We start from the raw sequence: 23,493 nt of genomic DNA, 5'->3' as shown, positions 1-23,493 counted from the left end.
AGTGTGGTGCGCCCGGCCGGCGGCGCCGACCACCGGCCGGGTCAGGACACGCCGTGGTCAGGCGTGCCCGTTGGCGGAGGGCAGCTCGGGGGCGCGCACCACGCGCGCGATCCACGCCTCGGGGTTGCGGATCTCGCTGTGGTCGGGCAGCGTCGTGGGCGATCCCCACACGCGGTTGAACCCGTCGACGCCGACCTCCTCGACGACCTTGCGGACGAAGGCCGACCCCTCGGCGTACTGCTTGAGCTTGAGGTCGACGCCGAGCAGCCGCCTGACCGTCCTGTCGAACCGCGAGCCGCCGTGCCTGCGGTGCTGGAACTTGGCGCGGATGTCGGCCACCGAGGGCACCACGGCCGGCCCGACGGCGTCCATCACGTAGTCGCCGTGGCCCTCGACCAGGGTCATCACGGCCGTCAGCCGGTCGAGGATCTCCTTCTGCTCGGGGGTCTGGATGGCGTCGATGAGGTTGCCCTCGCCGCCCTTGATGGCGTCGGCGACGGCGTCGGAGGCCGCGCGCAGGCGCTCGAGCATGGTGCCGAGGTCGATGTCGGAGGCGAGCAGGAACTCGGTCATCTGGGCGCGCACGTACTCGCGCAGCCACGACACGCCGGTGAACTGCACCCGGTGGGTCTCTTCGTGCAGGCAGACCCACAGCCGGAAGTCACGGGGGTCGACGCCCAGCTCGCGCTCGGTGTGGACGATGTTGGGAGCGACCAGCGTGAGCCGGCCGGTGGGCGCCTGTCCGCTCGGGTCGGGCGGCAGGAACAGCTCGTACTGCCCGAGGACGCGCGTCGCCAGGAACGCCAGCACCGCGCCGACCTCGACGCCGGTGACCCGCGAGCCCACCGCGCCCACCAGGGCGGGGATCTGCGTGCGCCGGGCGTTCATGCGCTCGGTCAGGGGCTCCAGGACGACCCGGAACCCTTCCACGTTGGCGCGGATCCAGCCCGGCCGGTCGACGACCGTCGCCTCCTCGGGCTCTGCCGCGCCGTTGATGCGCGCGAATTCCTGTACGTGCCCCTCGGCCTCGCGCGAGAGCCGCCGGAGCTCGGTGACGGCGTGGCGGGCCTCCTCTCGGCTCACCTGCGGCCCGGGGCGCACAAGACGGACACCGGTCGAGACGGCCAGATCCCAGTCGATCACCTGCATGTTCACCACCGTACGTCGTGCGGTGCGATTATGGGCAACCGCATCCGCTGACGAGCGCGGCCAGCCGGTCGAGCGCCGCCACGGCCCCGTCGGGATCGCTCACCTTGTCGGCCATGAACGCGAAGGCCACCAGCCGGCCGTCGGCGGTCCTGGAGAGACCGGTCAGGGTGTTCACCCCGTTCAACGTGCCCGTTTTGGCCCGTACCACTCCCGCAGCCGACTTGCTGTCCTTTTTGTCGTACCGGTGGCCGAGCGTGCCGGTGAACCCGGCGATGGGCAACCCGCTGATGACGGCGTGCAGACGGGGATTGGCCGGGGAGGCCGACAGGGCGATCAGGCGGGCGAGCGCGGCGGGGGTGATGCGGTTGCGGGTGGACAGCCCGCTGCCGTCGAAGACCGTGACGCCTCCGGCGACGCCCAGCCGCTTCAGCGTCCCGGTGACGGCCCGGGCGACGCCCGTGAACGTGCCGGGCGCGCCTTCCTTGACCGCCACCAGGTGGGCGAGCCCCTCGGCCAGGTCGTTGTCGCTCTGGGTCAGCATGTGCTCGACCAGCTCGTACACCGGCGGCGACTCCACCCTGGCGACCTCGCGGGCGGCGGCCGGGGCGCCGGACCGCCCGGGCGACTTGGCGACCTTGATGCCGCCGCGGCGCAGCAGGGACGCGAACGCCTCGGTCGCCGAGCGCGGCGGGTCGGCGTACCGCGCCGAGCCCCGCGGGTCCTGGCGGCCCTCGTCGATGGTCAGCGCCGTCACCGGCGCGACGCTGCCCTCCGGCACGTACCCGGGCTTCCACCCCGGCGCGGTGCGGGGCCCGCTGAACAGCGAGTCGTCGTAGGACAGGCGCACGGAGGACACGCCCGCGGCCTTCAGCGCCTGCGCGGTGCGGGAGGCCAGCATGGCCAGCGAGGCGAAGCGGGGATAGGAGGCCGACAGGTTCGCCCTCGGCCCGGCGAGCGTCGGGTCGCCGCCGCCGACCAGGATGATCTCGCCGGGCTTGCGCTGGACGACGCGGGTGGCCACGCGGGTGTCGGGGCCGAGGGAGGTCAGCGCCGCGACGGCGGTCGCGACCTTGGTCGTGGAGGCCGGGGTGAGGCCGGTGTCGGCCCTGCTGCCGTACAGAGTGCCCCCGCCGACGACGTCGACCACGACCGCGCCCACGCTGCCGCCGAGCGCGGAGTCGCCGAGGGCACGGGACAGGCGGGAGGCCAAAGTACCCTTCGCGGGGAGAGGCCCGTCGGGGGCGGCGGCCAGCACCGGGCCCGCGGTCACGATGGCGGCGGGCGGGGAGGTGCGTGGCGAACCCGCGACCGGCGGCTTCACCCGAGGGGAGCCCGGCTCGCCGCGGGTGAGGAAGTACGCGCCCGCCGCGCACACGAAGAGCTGGAGCAGGGCGAGGGTCGTCACCGCGACCAAGCGCTCGCGCCGCACCACCTCACCGACCTCTTTCCCGAATGCGTCATCCTGGATATACGCCTACGAGACATTAACGCCGCCCCGGACCATCCGGGAGGCTTGAGCGGAGGAACCGCAGTGGAGTTCGACGTTGTCGTTGAGATCCCCAAGGGACAACGCAACAAGTACGAGGTCGATCACAAGACGGGCCGCATCCGGCTGGACCGCCTTCTTTTCACCTCCACGCAGTACCCCGCCGACTACGGCTTCATCGAGAACACCCTCGGCGAGGACGGCGACCCGCTCGACGCGCTGGTGCTCCTCCAGGAGCCGACGTTCCCCGGCTGCCTGATCAGCTGCCGGGCCGTGGGCATGTTCCGGATGACCGACGAGAAGGGCGGCGACGACAAGGTGCTGTGCGTCCCCGCCACCGACCCTCGCATGGAGCACATCCGCGACATCCACCACGTCCCGGAGTTCGACCGGCTGGAGATCCAGCACTTCTTCGAGGTCTACAAGGACCTCGAACCCGGCAAGTCGGTCGAGGGCGCCAACTGGGTCGGCCGCACGGAGGCCGAGATCGAGATCCAGCGCTCGATCAAGCGCCACCTCGACCACGAGGCCGCCTTCGGGAGCGAGCACCCCGGCGCCGACGGGCACTGACCGTCCCGGCACATCGCCCGGCACACGTCCCGGCGTAGGTCGCGGCACATGGCCCGGCTCGCGCCCCGGCCGCCGCGGCGGGCGGGCGCGCCCGGGCCCTCCCCGGGCGAGCGGCGGTCGCGGCGTCGTGTGGCACATCTCACGGGTTTTCCCCGCGCCGGTGGCGCACACACCCGGACGACTACGCTGAGTCACCATCCAGGCGGAGCAGGCGGGAGATCCACGGCCGCACCCCGGCCGGTGGGGGGAGCGGGGCGCGCGGGTAGGTGAAGACGGGGGCCGGGCGCCCGTACGCGGCGCCCAGCTCGGCGGCCTTGCACCAGTCGGCGAGCGTGCGGCACACGGCCCAGGCGGCGCCCAGGGCCGGCCTGGCCTCCGCGTGCCGCTCCCAGATGCGCATCAGCGTGACGGTGGCCTGGGCGGCGGTGTAGCCGTCGTCGGGATAGGCGGTGCCGGCCAGGTAGGGGGCGATGACCTGGCCGGCGAAGCGGGTGTCCAGCACCCAGGTCCAGTTGGCGACGACCAGGCCGAGCACGGGGCCGGGCACCGCGGAGGCGGCGCCGTACATGAGCTGCTGGCGCGGCCCGGCGAGGCGGCGGCCCGGCCACAGCCAGCTCACGTCGGCCGGGGATTCGCCGTCCGACAGCCAGGAGAGCACCGCGAGCCCGCGGGCGGTCTGCAGGCGGCACAGTTCGAGCACGTCGCGCAGCATGCGCGGCCCCGGGTCGAGCCAGACCGGCCAGTCGGCGCGGTGGACGCGAGGGACCAGGACGGTCAGGCCGGACGCGACGGGCCGCGGGAAGACCCGGCAACCCAGGGGTGAGTCGTCACTGACGGTGAACACGGCCCGTGCCCTGGGGCCGGGCCGCCCGGACGACCGTGCGCCCGGCCGGAGCGGACCGGCCCGACCCGGCCGACGCGGAGGAGGACGAGCCGCTCGAACCGGCCGACGCGGAGGAGGACGACCCGCTCGAACCGCTGGGCACGGAGGAGGACGACCCCGCCGAGCCGGTCGGCGCGGGGGACGACCCCCCGGTCGGCGCGGGGGACGACCCGCCCGAGCCGGTGGGCGTGGGGGTGGCGGTCGGCGCCGGGCGCGTCCTTTGGGGGCACGGGGTGCGCCTGGGGTGGTTCTGGTGGGTGTGCGACGGCCGGGGGACGGGGGGCCGCTCGCGCGGCGGGCGGGGAGGCGTGGGGGGCGCCGAGGGCGGGGCGGTGGGCGGGCCCTGCCCCGGAGGCGTGGCGGTCGGCGGGGCGGTCGGACGGGGGGTCGGGGCGGAGGGCCGGGCGGTCGGGGCGGGCGAGGACGGCCGCGGCGGCCGGGGGGCGCGCGTGGTCGGCGAGGCCGGGGAGGAGACGTGCGGCGGGGCGAAGGCGGCGGCCGTGGGCCCGATGGCCATGACCGGCGCCACCGGCAGGACCACCGACCGCCCGGGCGGGGCGGAGGAGGTGCCTGCGGCGATGGGCGTGAGCGAGGTGTGCGGCCGCGTGGAGGCGCCCGGCGAGGCGGGGACGGAGGAGGACGCGTCCGGAACGGGGAGAGCGACGAAGCCGGTGCTCACGGCCGGGCCTTCGGCGTCGCGCACCGCGCCGACCAGCGCGGCGGCGGCTACGACGATCGCCAGCGCCGCCACAGCGCCCGCAACCAGCGCAGGCGCCCGCCGAACCCTTCTGGTCTCGTGGACGGGAAACCCGGCGGGGTCGAGCAGGCCGGTGCGGCGGGCGACCAACCGGCGGTAGGGCACGAGCTCGGGATCGATGAAGCAGCTCATCACGCGCACGCGCAGCGTCTCGGGCAGCTCGGGGAGGGGCAGCAGGTTGAACACCTTGGCGGCCGAGACCTGGCGCTCGCGGTGGGGGGCGCAGACCGTGCAGTGATCGATGTGCTCCAGCAGCAGCTCGCGCGTCCGCTGGTCGAGCTCGCCGGTGAAGCCGTCCAGGACGCGCGCCCTGCCGTCGCAGTCGTGCGAGGCGTTGCGGGTGAGGATCTCGGTGGTGACGAGATCTTGCAGGCGGTGGCAGGCGGACTGGTGGAGCTGCTCTGCGTGCTCGGCCGTGGTGCCGAGCACGGCGGCGAGCTCGTCCTCGGGGATGCCGTGCCGGGTGAGCAGGTCGAGGACCTCCCGCTCGTCCTCGGGCAGGGCGGCGACGGCGTTCACGGCGACCAGCCGGAGATCGCCGTCCGCGCCGCCGGGAGCCGCCGGCGCGGCCTCGGTCTCGTCGCCGGCCTCCATCGCCCGCAGTGCCGACCGCCTGCGCACGCACTCGCCCCGCGCCAGCGCGTAGAGCCAGACGCGCAGCCGCCCGGGATCGGCCAGGGCGTGGACGTGGGCCTCCGCCGCGATCAGCGTGTCGCGCAGCGCGACCTGGGCGCTGTCGGGGCCTTCGAGCAGTGTCCGGGCGTATCTGTAGATGCTCTCGGCGTAGGTGTCGTAGAGGGCAGCGAGGGCCCCAGGATCGCGGGCGCGGAGCGCCTCGACCAGGACGCTGTCATTCATGTCACCGACAGTAAAGGCTTGGTAACTGCTCGCTCCACCGTTTCCCGGACAATGACCTGCGTTGTATTAATACCGTAATGAACACCGGCAAGATTGTCCGGGACTCCTGGCCGACGATATGCGCATCAAATTCGACAAATCACCATTAGATGGCCAGCACGGCGATGAGCTGGGCAGATGTTCGCCGCAGCGAGGTCACCCCGCGGCGCCGGACACCCTTTCATCACCTTATGACGGGTGATTTCCGGCACGGCCGAAAGACGCGTCGGGGACTCCAGGGACACGCCCGTTCAGGTCGCCGCACGCATCCCCGCCTCCTCGCAGCCGCGGGCGAGGGCGTCCAGGCCGAACGCCTCCGCCGGTCCCACCGCTCCACAGGCGCCCACGCCCCCTGTGGCCGCGGTGACGGCCGCCCACGCCAGCACGCGCGCGGTGAAGTCGTACGGGTCTCCGCCGTGCAACTCGACCTCGGCCAGCCGCCTGCCGCTGACGTCGTAGGCCTCGGCGACGATCTGCGAGGTGATCCCGTCGCCGCCCGGGACCGCCGCGCCGTGGCCCCCCGACCGGACGATCCGGTCGGCGGCCGCCTCGGTGACCCGCTTGGCGCCCGGGATCGCCGCGATGAACGGCGTCGCCTTGGACAGCACGCCCGCGGCCCTGGTCAGGCCGCCGAGCCACCCGAGATAGACGTTGACCTCCCGCAGCCCAGAATGCGTGCGAGGCAGGGCGAAGTGCTCGGAGGCGCCCACCGACAGCGCGTGCCTGTCCCGGCCGTCCACGGTGAACAGGCGGGTGCGCCCGTGCTCGCGCAGGATGCGGCCGTCACGGAAGCCGTACATCGGCTCCAGGACCATGCCGAGGGCCGAGGCCCGCGTCCCCGCACTCGCCCGGCGGGCCATGTTGCCGCGGACGAAGTACCCGACGTCGACCCGGACCGCTTCCGGGCCCGCCTTGCGCAACGCGAGCTCGGCCGCGAGGTTGCCCGGCACGTAGTCGTACCCGAAGGCCGTGAGCAGCGTGGCGCCCGACGCGGCCGCGGCCGGCCCGTACCGCTGGAAGATCCGCCGGATGAACGTCGGCTCTCCCGTGGAGTCCAGGTAGACGCCGCCCGCCTCGATGGCGGCCTCCACGGCGGGCTCGCCCCACCGGGCGAACGGCCCCACGGTCGAGATCAGCACCGTCCCCGGCTCGATGATGCGCCGCAGCGTCGCCGGCCGGTTCACGTCGGCGACCGCTGTGGGCAGTTCCACCGGCAAGGACGAGGCCAGTGCCGCCAGGCGCCGCGGGTCACGTCCGGCCAGGACCGGGTGGGCGCCGCCGGCGAGCAGGGCCTCGGCCGTGAGCCGGCCGGTGAACCCGGTGGCGCCGAAAAGGACTATCCGGGGGGATGTCATGTAAGTACCGTAACCCGCCGGTGATTTCAAGATCCATAGTGCGGCCGGGCGTCCGTCGCCGGGGACGGGTCCCGCCAGCCCGGCGCTCACGGCCGTCGGTCGACCGGCATCGCCTGGTATCCGCGATCCCTGGTGAAGGGCGGGGTCCGCGGACGGACGGTGCTCGCCGGGACGGCGCCGCTCAGGGCCAGCTCCTCGTAGGGCCTGCCGCTCGACCCCCACGTGCGGGCGGTGATGTCGGTGCTCGCCACCGCGCCGGCCCCGTTGAGGCTGTCCACGGTGAGCACGAACCGGCGGGGCGCGCCCGCGTGCACGTCGTCCACGTACGTGCTGGCGCCGCCGACCAGCTTGCCCGCCCTGTCGCGCAGGAGCGCGGTCACCACCAGGCTGGTCGCGGCCTTCGCGTACGGGTTGGCGACCGCGCCGGTCACCAGGTAGGAGCCGTTGCCGAGCTTCTCGGTGCCGGCCGAGGAGATCGGGAACGGCACGTACGCCGACGGCACGCGCGTGGCCCGCCGCCAGACGGCCGGCTTGTAGGTGAGCTTGACGTCGACGGGCCGGGCCGAGGCCGTGGCCTGGCCGGTGAACTTCAGCGCCCCCGACGGCGGCACGGCGTCCAGAGGCTGCTCCATGCGCACGACCTCCTTGCCGGCGGCGTCGCGGCCCACCACCGTCGCGGCGACGTTCTCGCCGAAGTACCAGCGGTTCGGGTTGGCGACGACGCCCGCCCACGTCACCACGTAGCCACCCGCCCCCTGGGTGACCGACGACGTCTGCTCCTTGATCACGAGTGGCTTGAGCCGGGGCCCCTCGGGCCCGCGCTCGTCGCCGCCGCACCCGCCGAGCGGCGCGGCCGCCGCCAGGACGAGTGCCAGTGCGAGTGCTGTCGTGTGTCGACTACGCTGGGTCACAAGGCCGTCATAGCCCGGCCAGTCGGGCGCGACTCCTCCGACACGCGCAAGCCGCACCAAATCTTTACGACCCGGCCACCCCGCCCACGCCTCAGCGCTCGCGGACCACCCTGGCCTCGTCCCAGACCGGCTCCGGCGCCTCGTACACCCGGCCGTCGGCGCCGAAGACCAGGAAGCGGTCGAAGTCGGCGGCGAACCACCGGTCGTGCGTCACGGCCATCACCGTGCCGTCGAAGTGGCCGAGCCCTTCCTGCAGCGCCTCCGCGCTCGCCAGGTCGAGGTTGTCGGTCGGCTCGTCCAGCAGCAGGAGCGTCGCGCCCGACAGCTCCAGCAGCAGGATCTGCAGGCGGGCCTGCTGGCCGCCCGACAGCGTCTCGAAGCGCTGCTCGGCGACGCCGCCGGCCAGCTCGTAGCGCGCCAGCGCCTTCATCGCCTCGTTCTTGAGCCTGGCGTGCTCGCTCATGACGATCTCGCAGGGCGTGCGCCCGCGCAGCTCGGGCCGGGCGTGCGTCTGGGCGAAGTGCCCAGGGACGACCCGCGCGCCCAGCCTGGCGACGCCGCTGTGCCCGACGTCGTCGCCGCCGAGCAGGCGCAGGAAGTGCGACTTGCCCGAGCCGTTCGAGCCGAGCACGGCGACGCGCTCGCCGTACCAGACCTCCAGGTCGAAGGGGCGCATGAGGCCGGTCAGCTCGAGCCCTTCGCAGATCACCGCCCGCTTGCCGGTGCGCCCGCCGCGCAGGCGCATGCTGATGAACTGGTCCTTGGGCGCGACCTCGGGCGGCCCGGCCTCCTCGAACCGCCGCAGGCGCGTCTGGGCCGCGTGGTAGGCCGGGGCCATGCCGTCGTTGTACATGGCCTTCTGCTTGAGCATCGCGACCAGGCGCTTGATCTTGGCGTGCTCCTCGTCCCAGCGGCGGCGCAGCTCGTCCAGGCGCTCGTTGCGCTCTTTGCGGGCGGCGGCGTAGGTGGCGAAGCCCCCGCCGTGGATCCACACGCTGCCCGACTCGACGGTGACGATGCGGTCGGCGGCGTTGGCCAGGAGCTGGCGGTCGTGCGAGACGAGCAGGACGGTCTTGGGCGTTTCCCTGAGCGCCTGTTCGAGCCACAGCTTGCCCGGCACGTCGAGGTAGTTGTCCGGCTCGTCCAGCAGGAGCACCTGGTCGGGCCCGCGCAGCAGGGCCTCCAGCACCAGGCGCTTCTGCTCGCCGCCGGACAGCGTGTTGACCTCGCGGTACTTGACGTTGTCGTACGGGGCGCCGAGCGCGGCCATCGTGCAGGTGTCCCACAGGACCTCGATGTCGTACCCGCCGGCGTCGGTGAAGTCGGTGATGGCCTGGGCGTAGCGCATCTGCGTCTTCTCGTCGTCGCGCTCCATCATGGCCAGCTCGGTCTCGTTGAGCCGGTGCGCGGCCTCGCGCACGCGCTCGGGGGCCACCGACAGCAGCAGATCCTGGACCGTGCGGCCGTCGCGGATGCCGCCGATGAACTGGCGCATGACGCCGAGGCCGCCGGAGGAGGCGACGCTGCCCTCGACCGGCCGCGCATCGCCGGCGATGAGCCGCATCAGCGTCGTCTTGCCCGCCCCGTTCGGCCCGACCAGGGCCGCCTTGACCCCCTCGCCGACGCGGAAGGACACCTCGTTGAGCAACGGGCGTCCGTCCGGCAGCACGTACGTCAGACGGCCGACCTCTACATGCGCCACGACGACCTCCCCAGCCTTCACCGCGGAGAGTATCCAGCGCGGGCCCGCCGGCGCACCTTCATTTCCCGCCGCCCGAATATCACTTCCGCCGGGCCCGCGCACGCGCGTATGGTCTGGGCATGAAGTGGCGACATTGATCCTCACCTGAGAACCGTCTTGCGGGAACGCTGTACGCCTACGCGTTCCTGGACGACTTCGTCCTTCTCTATCCGGTGTACGCCCTGCTGTTCGCGGACACCGGGCTGTCCACGGCCGAGATCTCCTCGCTGTTCGTGGTGTGGGCGCTCACCTCGATCCTGGTCGAGGTGCCGTCCGGAGTGTGGGCCGACGCCTACTCCCGCAGGCGGCTGCTGGCCCTGGCCCCGCTCGTCACCGCCGCCGGCTACGCCGCGTGGACGTTCTTCCCGTCCTACGGCTCCTTCGCGCTCGGCTTCGTGCTGTGGGGCGCCGGCGGGGCGATCAGGTCGGGCACGCTGCAGGCGCTGGTGTACGAGGAACTGGCCGCCCTGGGCCGGGCCGGCTCGTACGCGCGGCTGACCGGCCGCGCCGAGGCGGTCGGCATGATCGCCGTCATGGCGGCGACCGGCCTGGCGACCCCGGTGATGGCCGCGGGCGGCTACCTCGCGGTGGGCGTCGCCAGCGTGGCGGCCCTTCTCCTCGGCGCGCTCGTCGCGCGCCGCTTCCCCGAGTCCCGCGCCGCACCGGGCCCCGGCTCCTCCCCCTCCGCGGACGAGCCCGGGGCCGTACCCGCGGCCGAGCCCGGCGCCGATTCCGCGGTCGAGCCGAGCGGACTGCCCTCGGACGGGTCCGTCGCCAGGTCCGGGCACGAGGAGGGCCTTCGCGCGGTGCTGCGCGCCGGCCTCGCCGAGGTGCGCCACACGCCTGCGGTCAGGAGCGCCATGGTGCTCGTCGTGGTGCTCATGGGCGTGTACTCGCTCGACGAGTACCTCCCGCTGCTGGCCGGGGCGACCGGCGCCGGCGACGCCGCCGTGCCGCTGCTGGTGCTGCTGGTCACGGCGGCGACCGCGCTCGGCGGGTGGTTCGCCGGGCGCGGCACACGCTGGGCGGCGCCGGCGCTGGCCGTCGCCGCCGTGGCGCTGGCGGCCGGCGCCCTCAGCGGCCGTCCCGCCGGCATGGTGCTCGTCGCCGCCGCCTACGGGGTCTTCCAGTGGAGCATGACCGCCGCCGAGACCCGCCTGCAGGGACACCTCACCGACCGGTCCAGGGCGACGGTGACCTCGATCGCCGGCCTCGGCGCCGACCTGGTGACCACGCCGGTGTACGCCCTGTACGGCCTGGGGTCCACCTGGCTCGGCCCCGGCCCGCTGTTCGCCCTGGCGGCCGTGGTCTACGTGCTCATCGCCCTGGGCCTGTGGCTGGGCGGCCGGCGTCCCGCTAAGGAATGATCTCCATCTGGGCCATCATCCCGATCGAGGAGTGCTCCAGGTAGTGGCAGTGGTACACGTACCGCCCGACGTAGTCGGTGAAGGTGGCCTGGACGCGCACCGACCCGTTCGCGGGCAGGTGCACCGTGTCCTTCAGCCCGGCGTCCTGCGGCAGCGGCGCCGCCCCGTTGCGGTCGAGCACCCGGAACTGCACCAGGTGCATGTGGAAGGTGTGGTCGACGCCGATGGTGTCGGCGTTGCTGACCCGCCAGATCTCTGTGGAGCCGCGCTTGATCTGGAAGTCGACGCGGTTGGGGTCGAAGGGCTGGTTGTTGACCATGCCGATGGGGTTGGCCCCGGTCAGGTCGAAGCTCATCGCCACGTCCCGCGTGACCGTCGCCGCGGGCAGGGTGGGCAGCGGGCGCAGCGTGCCGGGCAGGCGGCTGTCGTCGGTCGCCGTCCGCGTCACGTCGAAGCGCAGCACCGGCGTGGAGCCGTTGGACAGCACGAGCTGCGAGCCGACCGGGTAGCGCGCGAAGTCGATCACGATCTCGGCGCGCTCGGCGGAGGCGAGCACCAGCTCGGTCAGCGGCACCGGCGCGGGCAGCAGGCCGCCGTCCGAGGCGATCTTCACCATCTCGCGGCCGCCCAGGTTGAGCTGGAAGACGTGCTCGTTGGAGGCGTTGAGCAGCCGGAACCGGTACTTGCGCGCGGCGACGGGGAAGTACGGCTGGATCGCGCCGTTGGCGAGGATGGTGGTGCGGTTGGCCGGGTCGTCGAAGAAGAGCAGCTCGCCGTTCTGCTCGAACTCGACGTCGCGCAGCATGATCGGCACGTCGTAGGCGCCGGAGGGCAGGCGCAGCGACCGCTCGGCCTCGTCCTCGATCAGGTAGAACCCGTGCAGCCCGCGGAAGACGTGCTCGGCCTCCGTGCCGTGGCTGTGGTCGTGGTACCACAGCGTCGCGCCCTGCTGGGTGTTGGGATAGTCGTACAGCCGCGCCTCGCCGGGCTGGATGAGGTCCATCGGGTGGCCGTCGCTGGTCGCGGGCACGTGGCCGCCGTGCAGGTGCACGTTCGCGGGCGCGTCCAGCCGGTTGCCGTACACGATCTTGACGGGGCGTCCCGTCCTGGCGCGGATGGTCGGGCCGACGAACTGGCCGCCGTAGGTGAGCACCGGGGTCTGCACCCCGGGAAGAATCTCGGCCACGGCGGGCTTGATGACCACCTTGTAGACGTCGGCGGAGCTGGTCGACTGCGCCGGCTGGAGCACCTGCGGCACCGGCATCCGCACCGAGAACGGGCTGACGGACGGGGTGAGGGCCTTGGCGGTCCCCCGGGCGCCGAAGCGGCGCGCCTTGACGGCGGGCGCCTTGACGTCGTTCGCTCCCGCCCCGGTCAGGCCGGTGAACGGGAGCAGCATCGCCCCGCCCACGGTCGTGGCACCGGCCGCGATCAATCGTCGTCGGTTCAGCATCGGTTCCCCAATCGCTGCGCGTCCGGGGCGGCCCCTGTGAACCGCCGCATCACCCCCGGCGAGACATTCGCCCACCAAGAACGTGCCATCCGCGGCTATTGGCGTGCTTCCTCCAAATTGCTCGTCCTGGCGGCCCGACGGAACGTCAACCCGGCGGTGAAGCCGGGGAACGCGGCGACGGCCCGCCGGGGCGGGCTTCGTAGGATGGAGAACGGCGGCCGCGCACGGCTTCGCAGGACGGAGAACAGCGGCCGCACACGAGCTTCGCAAGACGGAGAACAGCGGCCGCACACGGGCTCGCAGCACGGAGAACGGGCTTCGCCGGAACGCCCGGAGGGCGGCGATGCAGACCTTCCTTCCCTATCCCGACTTCACCGCCACGGCGCGGGTGCTGGACCCGCGCCGGCTCGGCAAGCAGCGGGTCGAGGCGCTCCAGGTGCTGCGCGCGCTCACCGTGCGCGGGTACGGCTGGCGCCACCACCCCGTCGTGCGCATGTGGGCCGGCTATGAGGAGGCCCTGGTCGCCTACGGCGTCGCCGTGTGCCATGAGTGGTGCTCCCTGGGCCGGGCCGACACCTGCCTGGGCACGATGACCCGCGAGCTGGCCGAGCACTGCGCCGTCGCCGCGCCCCGGCCGCAGTCGCTGCTGGGCGGGGCCGACGAGCTGCCGCCGTGGCTGGGGGACCGCGCCCTGCACCTGAGTCACCGCTCGGCGCTGCTGCGCAAGGCCCCGGAGTTCTACCGGCCGATCTTCGGCGACGAGCCCGACGATCTTCCTTATGTCTGGCCCGCCTCCGACCGGCTCCCGGCCTGCCTTCCGCCGGAGTGACCTGGCTTCCGCCGGAGTGACCTGGTCTCCGCCGGAGTGACCTGGCGCGAACGGAGCCGGGTGTGACCGCCCATCACCGCCCGCGCAGGGCGGTTGTGCTGAAAGTTTCAGCTGCGATAACGGTCCTGGAGGCGTTCTTCCTGCGGGTATGAGGGCGGGAGGCCGCCCGCGCCATATGGGGCCTTCTGGGAGGGGCACGCGGCTACCTACCATCCGGACAAAGCGGTGGGAGCGCTCCCACCTTAGACGGGAGTTATCGCATGGCTCGCAGAAAGCCCCTGTGGACGACCGTCCTGGGCGCGGCCACCACGGTCGCGGCCGGGGCGGTCGTCCTCGCCTCACCCCCCGCCCAGGCCGCCGACTCCGCCTTCTACGTCGACCCGCAGACCAACGCCGCCAAATGGGTGGCCGCCAACCCCAATGACAGCAAGACCGCGGTGATCAGGGACCGCATCGCCGCCGTCCCGCAGGGCCGCTGGTTCGCCAGCTACAACCCCAGCACCGTGCGGAGCCAGGTCGACGCCTACGTCGGCGCCGCCGCCTCGGCGGGCAAGATCCCGATCGTGGTCGTGTACGAGATGCCGAACCGCGACTGCGGCGGCGCCAGCGCGGGCGGCGCGCCCGACCACTCCTCCTACCGGGCCTGGATCGACCAGGTCGCGGCCGGCCTCGGCGGCCGCCCGGCGACGATCGTCCTGGAGCCCGACGCCCTGGCGATCATGCCCAACTGCATGAACTCCTCGCAGCAGGCCGAGGTCCAGGCGTCCATGGCCTACGCCGGCAAGAAGTTCAGGGCCACCTCCTCGCAGGTCAAGGTGTACTTCGACATCGGCCACGACGCGTGGCTGTCGCCCTCCGAGGCCGCCAACCGGCTGAGGGGCGCCGACGTCGCCAACAGCGCCAACGGCATCGCCGTCAACACCTCCAACTACCGGGCGACCTCCGGCCTGGTGTCCTACGCCAAGAGCATCATCTCGGCGACCGGCGTCTCGGGGCTGAAGGCCGTCGTCGACACCAGCCGCAACGGCAACGGCCCTGCGGGCAGCGAGTGGTGCGACCCGGGCGGGCGCGCCACCGGCACCTGGAGCACGACCAACACCGGCGACTCCGCGATCGACGCCTATCTGTGGACCAAGCCGCCGGGCGAGTCGGACGGCTGCATCGCCCCCGCCGGGCAGTTCGTGCCGCAGCGGGCCTACGACCTGGCCATCGCCGCGCCGCCGCCCACCAACACCCCGACGCCGACCCCGACGCGGACTCCCACTCCCACTCCCACGCCTACTCCGACGCCGACGCCGACGCCGACCCCCACGCCGACCCCGACCCCGACCCCGACTCCCACTCCCACCCCGACTCCCACCCCGCAGCCCGGAGGATGCTCGGCGGCCTACAAGCTGACCAACAGCTGGTCGGGCGGCTTCCAGGGTGAGGTGACGGTGACGGCGGGCAACGCCGCCATCCGCGGCTGGCGGGTCCAGTGGACCTTCTCCGGCGGCCAGTCGATCACGCAGGTGTGGAACGGCACCCTGTCGGCGAGCGGCGCCAACGTCAGCGTCACCAACGCGAGCTACAACGGCAGTCTGGGGGCCGGCGGGAACACCAACTTCGGCTTCCTGGCCAACGGCAGCGCCTCGGGCACGCCTTCCCTGACCTGCACCGCCTCCTGAACCCGGGCGGGTCCCGGCCCGTCCCGTGAACCGCCGAGCCTCTGCGCACCGCCCGCCGCGCAGAGGCTCGGTCACGTCCGGGGCCGGGCGGGCCCGGGACCCCTTCCGCGGGAGAATCGGGCGGCGCCTACGTCCGCCAGGCGGACCGCCCTTCCGCGAGCCTCCGTCAGGAGGCGCTGGGCCGGGCCGGGCCGGGGGTGTCGTAGTGGTCCGGCTTGACGGGCTCGTCGTCGGTCCATCCGGCCTTGGTGATGGCGTGCCACCAGGTGGCGGTGCCGGGCTCGGCCCAGGCGTAGGCGCCGCCGGGGTGGACGGCGACGATCTGGTCGGTCAGCAGGACCCCCGTCGCGGGGTCGATGATGATCTGCCGCTCGAAGTCGCCGCCCGACCAGTTCTCGGCCCGCGCGATGCCCTGGCCCTCGCGGCCCAGCGCGTCGGTGACCTCTCCCAGCGACCGGACGCCGCCCAGCCCGGCGAGCACCTTGTACGCCGCCGCCCGCACCGCGGGCTTCACCGGCATGTCGCTGAGCAGGCCGGAGGTGACCTGGTAGAGCCAGGAGTCGGCGTCCATCTTGTCCCCGGACTCGGTGCCGTGACCGGCGTAGCCCTGGAGCAGGCGCCGCTTCAGCGCGTCCGCGGTCGTGGGCAGTGCCTGCAGTTCGGCCACCGACACGTTGCGGCCGGCCAGGTCGGCGACCTTGTCCCCGACGTTGATGGGGTTGCCGAACGGCTTGCGCGGTTCGCCGCCGAGCTCCAGTCGCTTGGTCGCGGACTTGTCGCCCTTCTTGGGGACGGGCAGCTCGACCGTCCATCTGGACGGCGAGCCGTCCCGCTTCCACGCGTCCTCGGCGCCGGGGGCGGGCCGGGTGCCGAGGTCCTGGCTCACCCACCAGCTCGTGCCCCGCGGTGAGCGGGCCACCCAGGTGCGGCCGCGGCCGGTGCTGTGCACGATGTACCGGACGGCGTCGCCGGCCTCGTAGGCGCTGCCGTCCTCGGACTCGACGTACCAGTACGCCCCGGTCGTGGCCGGGGCCTTCAGCGACGACTCGGCCGCGGCGAGCAGCACCTGCTCGGCCGACAGCCGGACGACCGGCCCGCCGCTCGAGGTCGAGGGAGCGGGCAGGGCGAGGCTCGGCGCCGGCGCGGAGCCGCCGGCGCCCGCCACGGCGACGGCGACGGCCGTGGCGGCGGCCGCGGCGGCCAGACCGCCCAGGACCCACGCCGGCCTGCCGTCACGTGCTCGGCGCGTCCGGCCGGCCGCACGCCGCGGCGCGCGTCCCGCCATGGCGGCGGAGAGCTCGGCGGCCCGGGTGCGCGCGTCCACCGGCGCGTCGTCGAGGTGCACCGGGCGCGCCGCCCGCAGCTGATCCATCGGGTTCATGACCACTCCTCACTGAGATTGCGCACCCGGGTGGGACGGTGGGGCGCCGGCGCCGTCCTCATCGCCTGGACCAGCCGTTTGCGGGCCCGGTGCAGCCGCACGCGGTAGGTCGCCTGCGAGCATCCGACGACCCGCGCCGCGTCGCGCGGGGTCAGGCCGTGCCACGCCACGAGGATCAGCAGCTCGCGATCCTCCTCGGTCAGGGAGGTCATCGCCTTCAGGACGGCCAGCCGCTCGGTCACCTGCTCGGCGGGGTCCTCCTCGGTCCAGGCGCGCAGCTCGGCGGCGAGCGACTCGCGCCTGATCTCGGCGCGGATGTTGTCGCGCAGCACGTTGCGGGCGACGACCAGCAGCCACGGCAGCGCGGGTTCCGGCATGTCGCCGAACCTGCGCCAGGCGATGGCGAAGGTCTCGCTCACCACCTCGTCCGCGACCTGCCGGCCTGCCTGGCCTACCACGTAGGCCCATACGCGCTGGCGGCACTGGTCGTACATGGTGGTGAACCGCTGGGCGTCATCCGTCACCGCCCGCCCCCTTCGTCCCGGGTGTTCGTTCCGACACGAGGTAGTGGGCCGAGCCCGCCGAGTGTTACAAAAAACGTCAAATACCCCGAAGTCTCCCGACGCTACCAACCGCCGCCCCGTGCCAGGGATGACTTGTCCCTGGATACGGACGACATGGATCCGCCCGGCCGCGGCCGTCAGTGTGGAAGACGCCGGAAATCGCGCGGTCCGGCCGGCGGGAGCGAGGCCGAGGCCACCCGTCGCGCCCGCGCCGCACCGGCGTCATCCACACGAGGGGGAAGGAAACAGCGATGAGTGATTCGCTTCATGGGAAGGTCGTCCTGGTCACGGGGGCCTCGTCGGGCATCGGCGAGGCGACCGCGCTGGCGCTGTCCAAGGCCGGCGCCCGGCTGGCGGTGGGCGCGCGGCGGGCCGATCGGCTGGCCGGCCTCGCCGGACGCGCGCCCGGCGAGGTGCTGACGCTCGACCTGGACGTCGCCGACGAGGCCTCCTGCCGCGCGGCGGTGGCGGCGGCCGTCGAGCACTACGGCGCGCTCGACGGGCTGGTGAACAACGCCGGGGTCATGCTGAGCGGCCCGATCGCCGGCGCCGACACCTCCGAGTGGACCACGATGGTGCGCACCAACCTGCTCGGCACGATGTTCACCACGCACGCCGCGCTGCCCCACCTGCTGCGCAGCAAGGGCACCGTGGTGCAGATCTCCTCGACGTCGGGCCGGGTGGCCTCCGCCGGCGGGGGCGTCTACTCGGCGACCAAGTTCGGCGTGAACGCCTTCTCCGAGGCGTTGCGCCAGGAGGTCACCGCCCAGGGGGTACGCGTGGTCGTGGTCGAGCCGGGTTTCGTCGCCACCGAGCTGACCAGCCACATCAGCGACCCCGCGATGCGGGCCATGGCACGGCGAATGGCGGACTCCATGCGCACGCTGCGGCCCGAGGACGTGGCGGGCGCGGTGCTGTACGCCCTCGCCCAGCCCGGCCACGTCGCCGTCAACGAGATCCTGGTCCGCCCCACCGACCAGACGGTGTGACCGCCGCGGGGCGCGCCACCCGCCTCAGGAACCGGTCTCGCCCTTGATGAAGTCCAGCAGGTCGGCGTTGAGCCGGTCCTTGTGGGTGACGAAGATGCCGTGGCCGCCCGTGGGGTACTCCTTGTAGGCGCAGCCCGGCACCAGCGCGGCGGTGCGGCGTCCGGTCACCTCCACCCGCGCCGACTGGTCGGCGGCGCCGTGCACCACCAGCGCCGGCACGGTGATCGCCCGAAGCGCCGCCCGGTGGTCGGCGCGGAAGCTCGCGCGCCAGATCTGCACGGTCGCCACCGGGGAGGTGGCCAGACAGCGCTGGACGCCGAGGCCGACCAGGGCCGGGGAGACGTCGTTGCCGAGGTGGGTGGCGAAGAACCCCTGGGCCCGGTCGTGGAACCACTTGGGCCGGTCGGTGAGGAACCGCCCGACCGCCGCCTCGGACAGCTCCTCGGGAGCACCCTCGGGATTGTCCTCGGTCCGCATCAGGAACGGCAGGACGGCCGAGACGAACGCGACCCTCGCCACCCGCTCCTCGCCGTGGCGGGCCAGATAGCGGGCGACCTCCGCGCCGCCGGTCGAATGGCCCACGAGCGTCACCTCGCGCAGGCCGAGGTGCTCGATGAGCGCGGCGAGGTCGTCGGCGAGGGTGTCCAGGTCGTACCCGCCCGAAGGCCGGTCGGAGCGGCCGTGCCCCCGCCGGTCCAGCAGGACGCACCGGTATCCCCGCTCCACGAAGAACGGCACCTGGTACTCCCACATGTCGGCGTCCAGCGCCCAGCTCGCCGCGAACACGATGGGGGCTCCGGTGCCGTAGTCCTCATACGCCAGACGGGTGCGGTCGGCGGTCTCGAAGAACGGCATCGTGGTCTCCTTCCGGCCTGCCGGCCGTACGTTCGACGCGGCCTCCCGGTCCATCCGGCGGCCGATGAGGGAAGCATGGCGGCCCGGTGGGACGCCCGTCGATTACCTGGCAGGTAGCCCGCTATGGACCGTTTCCTACGGAAGCCCGGCGTGGCACGATAGGGAGTCGCCCGAGGATTTCCATAGAGAAATCTCGTGGTGTACCTGGTCGACCGGCACACGGAGTAGTGCACAGCGCTTCTGCGACCGATGTTCGTATCGATCGCATCAGTTCTCTGACCTATGGAAAGTGGTGCGACCCATGCCAGCTGCGATCGTCGGGCGTGAAGGTCCTCTCGCCGGTCGGCGATTCGTGATCGGCGACACCCCGATCACCTTCGGCCGCAAAGACGACAACAGCGTGGTGATCGCCAGCGGCCGGGCTTCGCGTCACCACGCGCAGGTCCTGCGGGAGAACGGCGAATACGTCGTCAAGGACCGCGGCAGCCGCAACGGAACCATGGTCAACGGCACTCCCGTCACCTCCCAGGTGCTCCACCCCGGCGACGTGATCACCATCGGCGACGAGACCTTCTCCTTCGAGGCGGCCGGCGACATGGAGACGATCATGGACGCCCCGCTGCCGGAGGCGTTCGCCCGATCGCGGGCGCGCATCGACCCTGGCCCCGTGCTGAACGTCACGATCTCGGGCGGCGGGCCCGTGGGACTCGGTTTCGCCCTGCTCCTGGACCACCTCATGGGCCGGCGCGTGTCGGTCACCGTCTACGACGGGCGCTGGACGCAGGACGGCCCCCGCGTCGTGTGGAAGAGCGAGAAACAGGGGAACATCCGGCGGCAGCAGGTCGTGACCGTGCAGAGCCGGCAATATCTGAACCTGCCGGAACCCGTCCAAAAACGGCTGTTCACCGAGGGCGCGTACACCGAGATGTGGCCGACCGGCCCGGACTCCATTCGCGGATACGGGCCGCGCAACATCCGCATCGCCTATATCGAGGACACGCTGCTCGATATGGCGAACGACAAACCCGACCGCATCCGGCTGGTGCCCGCCAACTTCTATCCCACCGAGCACCATGAGACCGTCGTCAAGGACCACGTTCTGGCCATCTGCGAGGGCGGGCGCTCGGGAACGCGCGACTTCTTCACCAACAAGTTCGGCAACGCCGACAAATCCATTTACTCGCTGGAGGGCACCCATATCCAGGACGTCGTCCTCGGTTTACGGGTGAAGTCCGACCTGTCGGACCCGATGACCGTTCTGCTGACCGTGGCGCAGAACCGCTTCCTGCTGAACGCGCTGCGCGGCGAGGGCTTCCTCAACATGCGCCTCACCGACGAGGAGGCCAAGGAGGTCGTCGGCATCGACCCCGTGCGGCACGTGTTCACCGAGTGCATCGCCTCCCGCCCGTGCCTGATGGGACGGACCGACCAGGGCGAGTACCTCTGCTCGACCCACAGCACCCTGTTCCTGCCGGCGCTGATCAGGAGCTCGGCGCTCTGGAAGCGGGTGATGGAGGGGCTCGCGCTCTTCGGCGTCGCCGAGGAGAACCTGCGGGCCGTCACGGCGTTCCGGCTGGACATGGTGCAACGGCCGAGGTTCACCGCGCAGCTGTACTCCGCGACGTCCAGCACGCCGGGGACCTACGGCTTCCTGCTCGGCGACGCCGCCAACGCCATCCACTTCTGGCCGGGGCGCGGGCTGAACAGCGGGCTGGCGTCGGCCATCTCGCTGGCCCGCGCGCTGGACCGGGCATGGCGCGGACGTCCCTTCCGCGACGCCGACTTCCTGCGCCACGAAGCGGCGATGTCGATGCTCCAGTACCGGCACAAGAGCCGCGCCTGGAAGGCGATGGTGACCACCGACGAGAACGGGGTCACCTGCGCGATCAAGGACAAGATCGTCGAGGGCATCGAAGAGGGGAGCGCCGGTCCGGACCGGGACGCCGACATCGAAGCGCTCATGGAGCGGCTGCGGCAGATCAGGAGCCGCCTGGCGCCGCGCATCCCCGGCATGCCCGACGACGAGACCCTGCGCGCCCACCTGGGAGGGCTCAAGGACGAGACCTTGCGCACGCTGCTGGTCAGCGGCCCCTGGGAGACGCTGATCGTCGGCGGCGAGGAGGTCGACATCGACATCTTCGACCAGGACCCGCCCACCGCCCCCCAGCCGGAACCGGCCCCGGTGGCCGGCTCGGTGGCCGGCTCGGTGGCGGCCCCGGTGGCGGGCTCGGCGCGCGCCGAGGAGCTTCCCGAGCACACCAGGCTGATCTCGCGGGGACCGACCGACTCGGTCACCCCCGGCTGACCCTCCGACCTGGGCATCCGACCTGGGCATCCGACCTGGGCATCCGACCGCCCGTCTCCCGGTGAGCGTCCTGCCGTGATTTCCCTTTGGGATACTTAGGGGGGAATGCCGGGTAGCAGGGTTGACGTCACCCTGGTCGCGTCTTGGGGTGAGCGTCCGAATAGGCTCACTCGGGCGTGCGGTCATCCAGGGAGGTCGAGGCGAGGCCGGTGCCGGTGAGTTCACCTCGGGTGTCCCTCATGAGCGTGGCGCCCGCGGTCTTCCTGCCCGCGCTGGTCTTCGAGACCGGGATGGGCGCGCTCACCCCCATGATCGCGCTGAGCGGGCGCGCGCTCGGCGCCTCCGTCGGCGAGGCCGGGCTGGTCCTGGCGCTGCTGGGCGTCGGGCAGATCCTGGGAGACGTGCCCGCGGGAGCCCTCGCCGCCCGGCTCGGCGACCGCAGGGCGATGCTCGTCGCGGCCGGGGTGGCGATCGTGACGCTCACGGGGTGCGCCATGGCCCGCACGGTCTGGCAGCTCGGACTGGCGGTCGCGGCCACCGGGGCGACCAACGCCGTGTTCGTCCTGGCCCGGCAGGCGTACCTCACCGAGATCATCCCCATGGCGCTCCGGGCCCGCGCCCTGTCCACTCTGGGCGGCATGAGCCGGGTCGGGGCCTTCATCGGGCCGTTCATCGGCGCCGTGGTCGTCCACGACCGGCCGGTGGGCGCCGTCTTCTGGCTCACCGTGGGGTGCACGGTCCTGGCCGGGCTGATCGTCCTGCTGGTCCCCGACGTGGCGGGCCCCGCCGCGGACCGGGCGCGCCGTTCCCCGCCGGTCTCGGTCCGGTCGCTGGTGGCGCGGCATCACCGGGTGTTCCTCACCCTCGGCGTGGCCGTGTTCCTCGTCGGGTCGGTGCGCGCCACCCGGCAGACCGTCCTGCCCCTGTGGGCGGAGCATCTCGGCCTGAACCCCTCGATGACGAGCGTCGTGTTCGGCATCGCCGGCCTGGTGGACACCCTGACGTTCTATCCGTCCGGAATGATCATGGACCGGGCCGGCCGGCTGTGGATCGCCGTCCCGTCCATGCTCGTGCTCGGGATCACCCAGGGCCTGCTGCCGCTGACCTCCGGACCGGTGTCGCTGACCGTCGTGGCGATGCTCATGGGATTCGGCAACGGCATCGGCGCGGGCATCCTGATGACCCTCGGCGCGGACGTCGCGCCTCCGCAGGCCCGTTCGAAGTTCCTCGGCGTGTGGCGCCTGTGCGCCGACTCGGGGAGCGCCGGGGGGCCGCTCATCGTCTCGGCCGCGGCCGGGCTGGGCAGCCTGGCCGCCGGCATCACCGCGATGGGCGCGGTGGGAGTGCTCGCCGCCGGCGCCCTGCTGCGCTGGGTCCCGCGGCACTCCCCCTTCGCCACCCGGGGGACGAGGTCGACCGGCCCGGCGCCCAAGGACGCCGACCGCGCGCGAGTTCGGTGAACCGCGCCTGTTGAGGCGAGGCCCTGCCACGATTGCGGGATGTCACGAGAACGGCTGCGAGCCACCTTCGACAGTGCGGCGTCCCTGTACCAGAGGGCGCGCCCCGACTATCCGGACGAACTGTACTCCGACCTGCGCGCGATCACGGGCATCGAGCCGCCCGCGCACCTTCTCGAGGTCGGATGCGGCCCGGGGACGGCCACCCCGCCGCTGGCGCGCGCCGGTTTCCCCATCACGGCGGTCGAGCTCGGCGGCGCCCTCGCCGAGGAGGCGCGGCGCCGGCTGGCCGCGTTCCCCGGCGTCTCGGTGATCACCGCGCCGTTCGAGGAATGGGAACCGCCGGCCGGCGTCCGCTTCGACCTCCTCTACGCGGCCACCGCCTGGAAATGGGTCGATCCCACGGTGAAGTACGCCAAGGCGGCCGCTCTCCTGCCCTCGGGCGGCCACCTGGCCGTGTGGGACGCCCAGCACGCCTTTCCCGCAGACTTCGACCCGTTCTTCACCGAGATCCAGCAGGTGTACGACGAGATGGGCGAAGGCGACGGCTCCCTCTGGCCACCGCCGACGCCCGAGGACCAGCCCGACTCCACCGCCGAGGAGTTCGAGGCCTCGGGACACTTCAGCGTCGTCGCCACACGGCGGTACGTATGGGCCCTGCGCTACACCGCGGAGGAGTACATCGCCCTGCTGGACACCTTCTCCGGGCACATCGCCATGCGACCGGACCGGCGCGACCACCTCTACCGCGAGATACGCGCCCGGCTGGCCGCGCGTCCGGACGGGCGGCTCACCCGCCACTGGCTGGCCGTCCTCACCGTCGGCCGGCGCCGGTGAGGTCGTCCCCGGACGCACAGGTCCGCGCGGCGACGTCCGGC

General features: G+C 72.8%; 19 protein-coding genes. 8 read left to right on the top strand and 11 right to left on the bottom strand.

The genetic code is table 11. The features are described from left to right. Positions 1 to 57: 57 nt before the first annotated feature. On the bottom strand, positions 58 to 1,149 hold the full coding sequence (locus tag ACFQSB_RS17505; RefSeq protein ID WP_380827616.1) for a zinc-dependent metalloprotease: 1,092 nt from the start codon (positions 1,147 to 1,149) through the stop codon (positions 58 to 60). A 28-nt stretch (positions 1,150 to 1,177) separates the two neighbouring features. Continuing rightward, the gene (gene dacB / locus ACFQSB_RS17500) at positions 1,178 to 2,581 is read right to left on the bottom strand and encodes a D-alanyl-D-alanine carboxypeptidase/D-alanyl-D-alanine endopeptidase (RefSeq protein WP_380827615.1); all 1,404 of its coding nucleotides are present in this window, start codon (positions 2,579 to 2,581) and stop codon (positions 1,178 to 1,180) included. Positions 2,582 to 2,680: 99 nt separating this feature from the next. Here dacB and ACFQSB_RS17495 point away from each other — a divergent pair, with 99 nt between their 5' ends. Beyond that, positions 2,681 to 3,205, top strand: coding sequence for an inorganic diphosphatase (locus tag ACFQSB_RS17495; protein ID WP_354844277.1), 525 nt, complete (start codon positions 2,681 to 2,683; stop codon positions 3,203 to 3,205). Positions 3,206 to 3,386: 181 nt separating this feature from the next. Here ACFQSB_RS17495 and ACFQSB_RS17490 read toward each other — a convergent pair whose 3' ends face one another. The 5 genes from ACFQSB_RS17490 to ACFQSB_RS17470 all read right to left on the bottom strand — a co-directional run bounded on the left by ACFQSB_RS17490 (position 3,387) and on the right by ACFQSB_RS17470 (position 9,710). Further along, on the bottom strand, positions 3,387 to 4,049 hold the full coding sequence (locus tag ACFQSB_RS17490) for a hypothetical protein (RefSeq protein ID WP_380827613.1): 663 nt from the start codon (positions 4,047 to 4,049) through the stop codon (positions 3,387 to 3,389). Beyond that, the gene (locus tag ACFQSB_RS17485) at positions 4,033 to 5,703 is read right to left on the bottom strand and encodes an RNA polymerase sigma factor (protein ID WP_380827612.1); all 1,671 of its coding nucleotides are present in this window, start codon (positions 5,701 to 5,703) and stop codon (positions 4,033 to 4,035) included. Before ACFQSB_RS17485 ends, ACFQSB_RS17490 begins: the two co-directional genes overlap by 17 nt. A gap of 290 nt (positions 5,704 to 5,993) precedes the next feature. Further along, the gene (locus ACFQSB_RS17480) at positions 5,994 to 7,097 is read right to left on the bottom strand and encodes a saccharopine dehydrogenase family protein (protein ID WP_380827611.1); all 1,104 of its coding nucleotides are present in this window, start codon (positions 7,095 to 7,097) and stop codon (positions 5,994 to 5,996) included. Between the two features lie 86 nt (positions 7,098 to 7,183). After that, on the bottom strand, positions 7,184 to 8,008 hold the full coding sequence (locus tag ACFQSB_RS17475; RefSeq protein WP_354844266.1) for an FxLYD domain-containing protein: 825 nt from the start codon (positions 8,006 to 8,008) through the stop codon (positions 7,184 to 7,186). A 91-nt stretch (positions 8,009 to 8,099) separates the two neighbouring features. Further along, positions 8,100 to 9,710: an ABC-F family ATP-binding cassette domain-containing protein gene (locus ACFQSB_RS17470; RefSeq protein ID WP_380827610.1), complete on the bottom strand. Its 1,611-nt coding sequence runs from the start codon at positions 9,708 to 9,710 to the stop codon at positions 8,100 to 8,102. 167 nt (positions 9,711 to 9,877) lie between these two features. Between ACFQSB_RS17470 and ACFQSB_RS17465 the strand changes: the two genes are divergently transcribed. After that, positions 9,878 to 11,116 (top strand): MFS transporter, encoded by a 1,239-nt coding sequence (locus tag ACFQSB_RS17465; RefSeq protein WP_380827770.1) that lies wholly within the window; start codon positions 9,878 to 9,880, stop codon positions 11,114 to 11,116. Here the strand turns inward: ACFQSB_RS17465 and ACFQSB_RS17460 are convergent. Continuing rightward, positions 11,106 to 12,569: a multicopper oxidase family protein gene (locus ACFQSB_RS17460; RefSeq protein ID WP_380827609.1), complete on the bottom strand. Its 1,464-nt coding sequence runs from the start codon at positions 12,567 to 12,569 to the stop codon at positions 11,106 to 11,108. The two genes, ACFQSB_RS17465 and ACFQSB_RS17460, sit on opposite strands and share 11 nt — an antisense overlap. A gap of 343 nt (positions 12,570 to 12,912) precedes the next feature. Here ACFQSB_RS17460 and ACFQSB_RS17455 point away from each other — a divergent pair, with 343 nt between their 5' ends. Next, positions 12,913 to 13,398 (top strand): MSMEG_6728 family protein, encoded by a 486-nt coding sequence (locus tag ACFQSB_RS17455; RefSeq protein WP_354844260.1) that lies wholly within the window; start codon positions 12,913 to 12,915, stop codon positions 13,396 to 13,398. Positions 13,399 to 13,658: 260 nt separating this feature from the next. After that, positions 13,659 to 15,065, top strand: coding sequence for a glycoside hydrolase family 6 protein (locus ACFQSB_RS17450; protein ID WP_380827608.1), 1,407 nt, complete (start codon positions 13,659 to 13,661; stop codon positions 15,063 to 15,065). Between the two features lie 166 nt (positions 15,066 to 15,231). Here ACFQSB_RS17450 and ACFQSB_RS17445 read toward each other — a convergent pair whose 3' ends face one another. Then, on the bottom strand, positions 15,232 to 16,446 hold the full coding sequence (locus ACFQSB_RS17445; protein ID WP_380827606.1) for a CU044_5270 family protein: 1,215 nt from the start codon (positions 16,444 to 16,446) through the stop codon (positions 15,232 to 15,234). Continuing rightward, positions 16,443 to 16,970, bottom strand: a complete 528-nt coding sequence (locus ACFQSB_RS17440) for an RNA polymerase sigma factor (RefSeq protein WP_380827605.1) — start codon at positions 16,968 to 16,970, stop codon at positions 16,443 to 16,445. Before ACFQSB_RS17440 ends, ACFQSB_RS17445 begins: the two co-directional genes overlap by 4 nt. Positions 16,971 to 17,260: 290 nt before the next feature. Here ACFQSB_RS17440 and ACFQSB_RS17435 point away from each other — a divergent pair, with 290 nt between their 5' ends. Then, positions 17,261 to 17,998 (top strand): SDR family NAD(P)-dependent oxidoreductase, encoded by a 738-nt coding sequence (locus tag ACFQSB_RS17435; RefSeq protein ID WP_380827604.1) that lies wholly within the window; start codon positions 17,261 to 17,263, stop codon positions 17,996 to 17,998. A 24-nt stretch (positions 17,999 to 18,022) separates the two neighbouring features. Here the strand turns inward: ACFQSB_RS17435 and ACFQSB_RS17430 are convergent, their stop codons facing one another. Next, positions 18,023 to 18,853 (bottom strand): alpha/beta fold hydrolase, encoded by an 831-nt coding sequence (locus ACFQSB_RS17430; protein WP_380827602.1) that lies wholly within the window; start codon positions 18,851 to 18,853, stop codon positions 18,023 to 18,025. A gap of 301 nt (positions 18,854 to 19,154) precedes the next feature. On the opposite strand from ACFQSB_RS17430, the gene ACFQSB_RS17425 reads away from it, so the two are divergent. The 3 genes from ACFQSB_RS17425 to ACFQSB_RS17415 all read left to right on the top strand — a co-directional run bounded on the left by ACFQSB_RS17425 (position 19,155) and on the right by ACFQSB_RS17415 (position 23,452). Then, positions 19,155 to 21,158, top strand: a complete 2,004-nt coding sequence (locus ACFQSB_RS17425) for an FHA domain-containing protein (protein ID WP_380827601.1) — start codon at positions 19,155 to 19,157, stop codon at positions 21,156 to 21,158. A gap of 239 nt (positions 21,159 to 21,397) precedes the next feature. Continuing rightward, positions 21,398 to 22,618 (top strand): MFS transporter, encoded by a 1,221-nt coding sequence (locus ACFQSB_RS17420; protein WP_380827600.1) that lies wholly within the window; start codon positions 21,398 to 21,400, stop codon positions 22,616 to 22,618. Positions 22,619 to 22,657: 39 nt separating this feature from the next. Then, entirely contained in the window at positions 22,658 to 23,452 is a 795-nt protein-coding gene (locus ACFQSB_RS17415; RefSeq protein WP_380827599.1) for a class I SAM-dependent methyltransferase, read from the top strand. Positions 23,453 to 23,493: the final 41 nt, after the last annotated feature.

The organism is Sphaerisporangium rhizosphaerae (assembly GCF_042665155.1).
Classification (GTDB): Bacteria; Actinomycetota; Actinomycetes; order Streptosporangiales; family Streptosporangiaceae; genus Sphaerisporangium; species Sphaerisporangium rhizosphaerae.
Note: the sequence above shows the minus strand (reverse complement) of the source record. Positions and strands in the feature narration are given on the sequence as shown.

Excerpts from the sequence above, each read along its gene's own strand:
- ACFQSB_RS17415 (WP_380827599.1), top strand. The coding sequence starts at position 22,658 with ATGTCACGAGAACGGCTGCGAGCCACCTTCGACAGTGCGGCGTCCCTG.
- ACFQSB_RS17455 (WP_354844260.1), top strand. The coding sequence starts at position 12,913 with ATGCAGACCTTCCTTCCCTATCCCGACTTCACCGCCACGGCGCGGGTG.
- ACFQSB_RS17425 (WP_380827601.1), top strand. The coding sequence starts at position 19,155 with ATGCCAGCTGCGATCGTCGGGCGTGAAGGTCCTCTCGCCGGTCGGCGA.
- ACFQSB_RS17420 (WP_380827600.1), top strand. The coding sequence starts at position 21,398 with ATGAGCGTGGCGCCCGCGGTCTTCCTGCCCGCGCTGGTCTTCGAGACC.
- ACFQSB_RS17460 (WP_380827609.1), bottom strand. The coding sequence starts at position 12,569 with ATGCTGAACCGACGACGATTGATCGCGGCCGGTGCCACGACCGTGGGC.
- ACFQSB_RS17445 (WP_380827606.1), bottom strand. The coding sequence starts at position 16,446 with ATGAACCCGATGGATCAGCTGCGGGCGGCGCGCCCGGTGCACCTCGAC.
- ACFQSB_RS17505 (WP_380827616.1), bottom strand. The coding sequence starts at position 1,149 with ATGCAGGTGATCGACTGGGATCTGGCCGTCTCGACCGGTGTCCGTCTT.
- ACFQSB_RS17435 (WP_380827604.1), top strand. The coding sequence starts at position 17,261 with ATGAGTGATTCGCTTCATGGGAAGGTCGTCCTGGTCACGGGGGCCTCG.
- ACFQSB_RS17450 (WP_380827608.1), top strand. The coding sequence starts at position 13,659 with ATGGCTCGCAGAAAGCCCCTGTGGACGACCGTCCTGGGCGCGGCCACC.
- ACFQSB_RS17485 (WP_380827612.1), bottom strand. The coding sequence starts at position 5,703 with ATGAATGACAGCGTCCTGGTCGAGGCGCTCCGCGCCCGCGATCCTGGG.
- ACFQSB_RS17430 (WP_380827602.1), bottom strand. The coding sequence starts at position 18,853 with ATGCCGTTCTTCGAGACCGCCGACCGCACCCGTCTGGCGTATGAGGAC.
- ACFQSB_RS17480 (WP_380827611.1), bottom strand. The coding sequence starts at position 7,097 with ATGACATCCCCCCGGATAGTCCTTTTCGGCGCCACCGGGTTCACCGGC.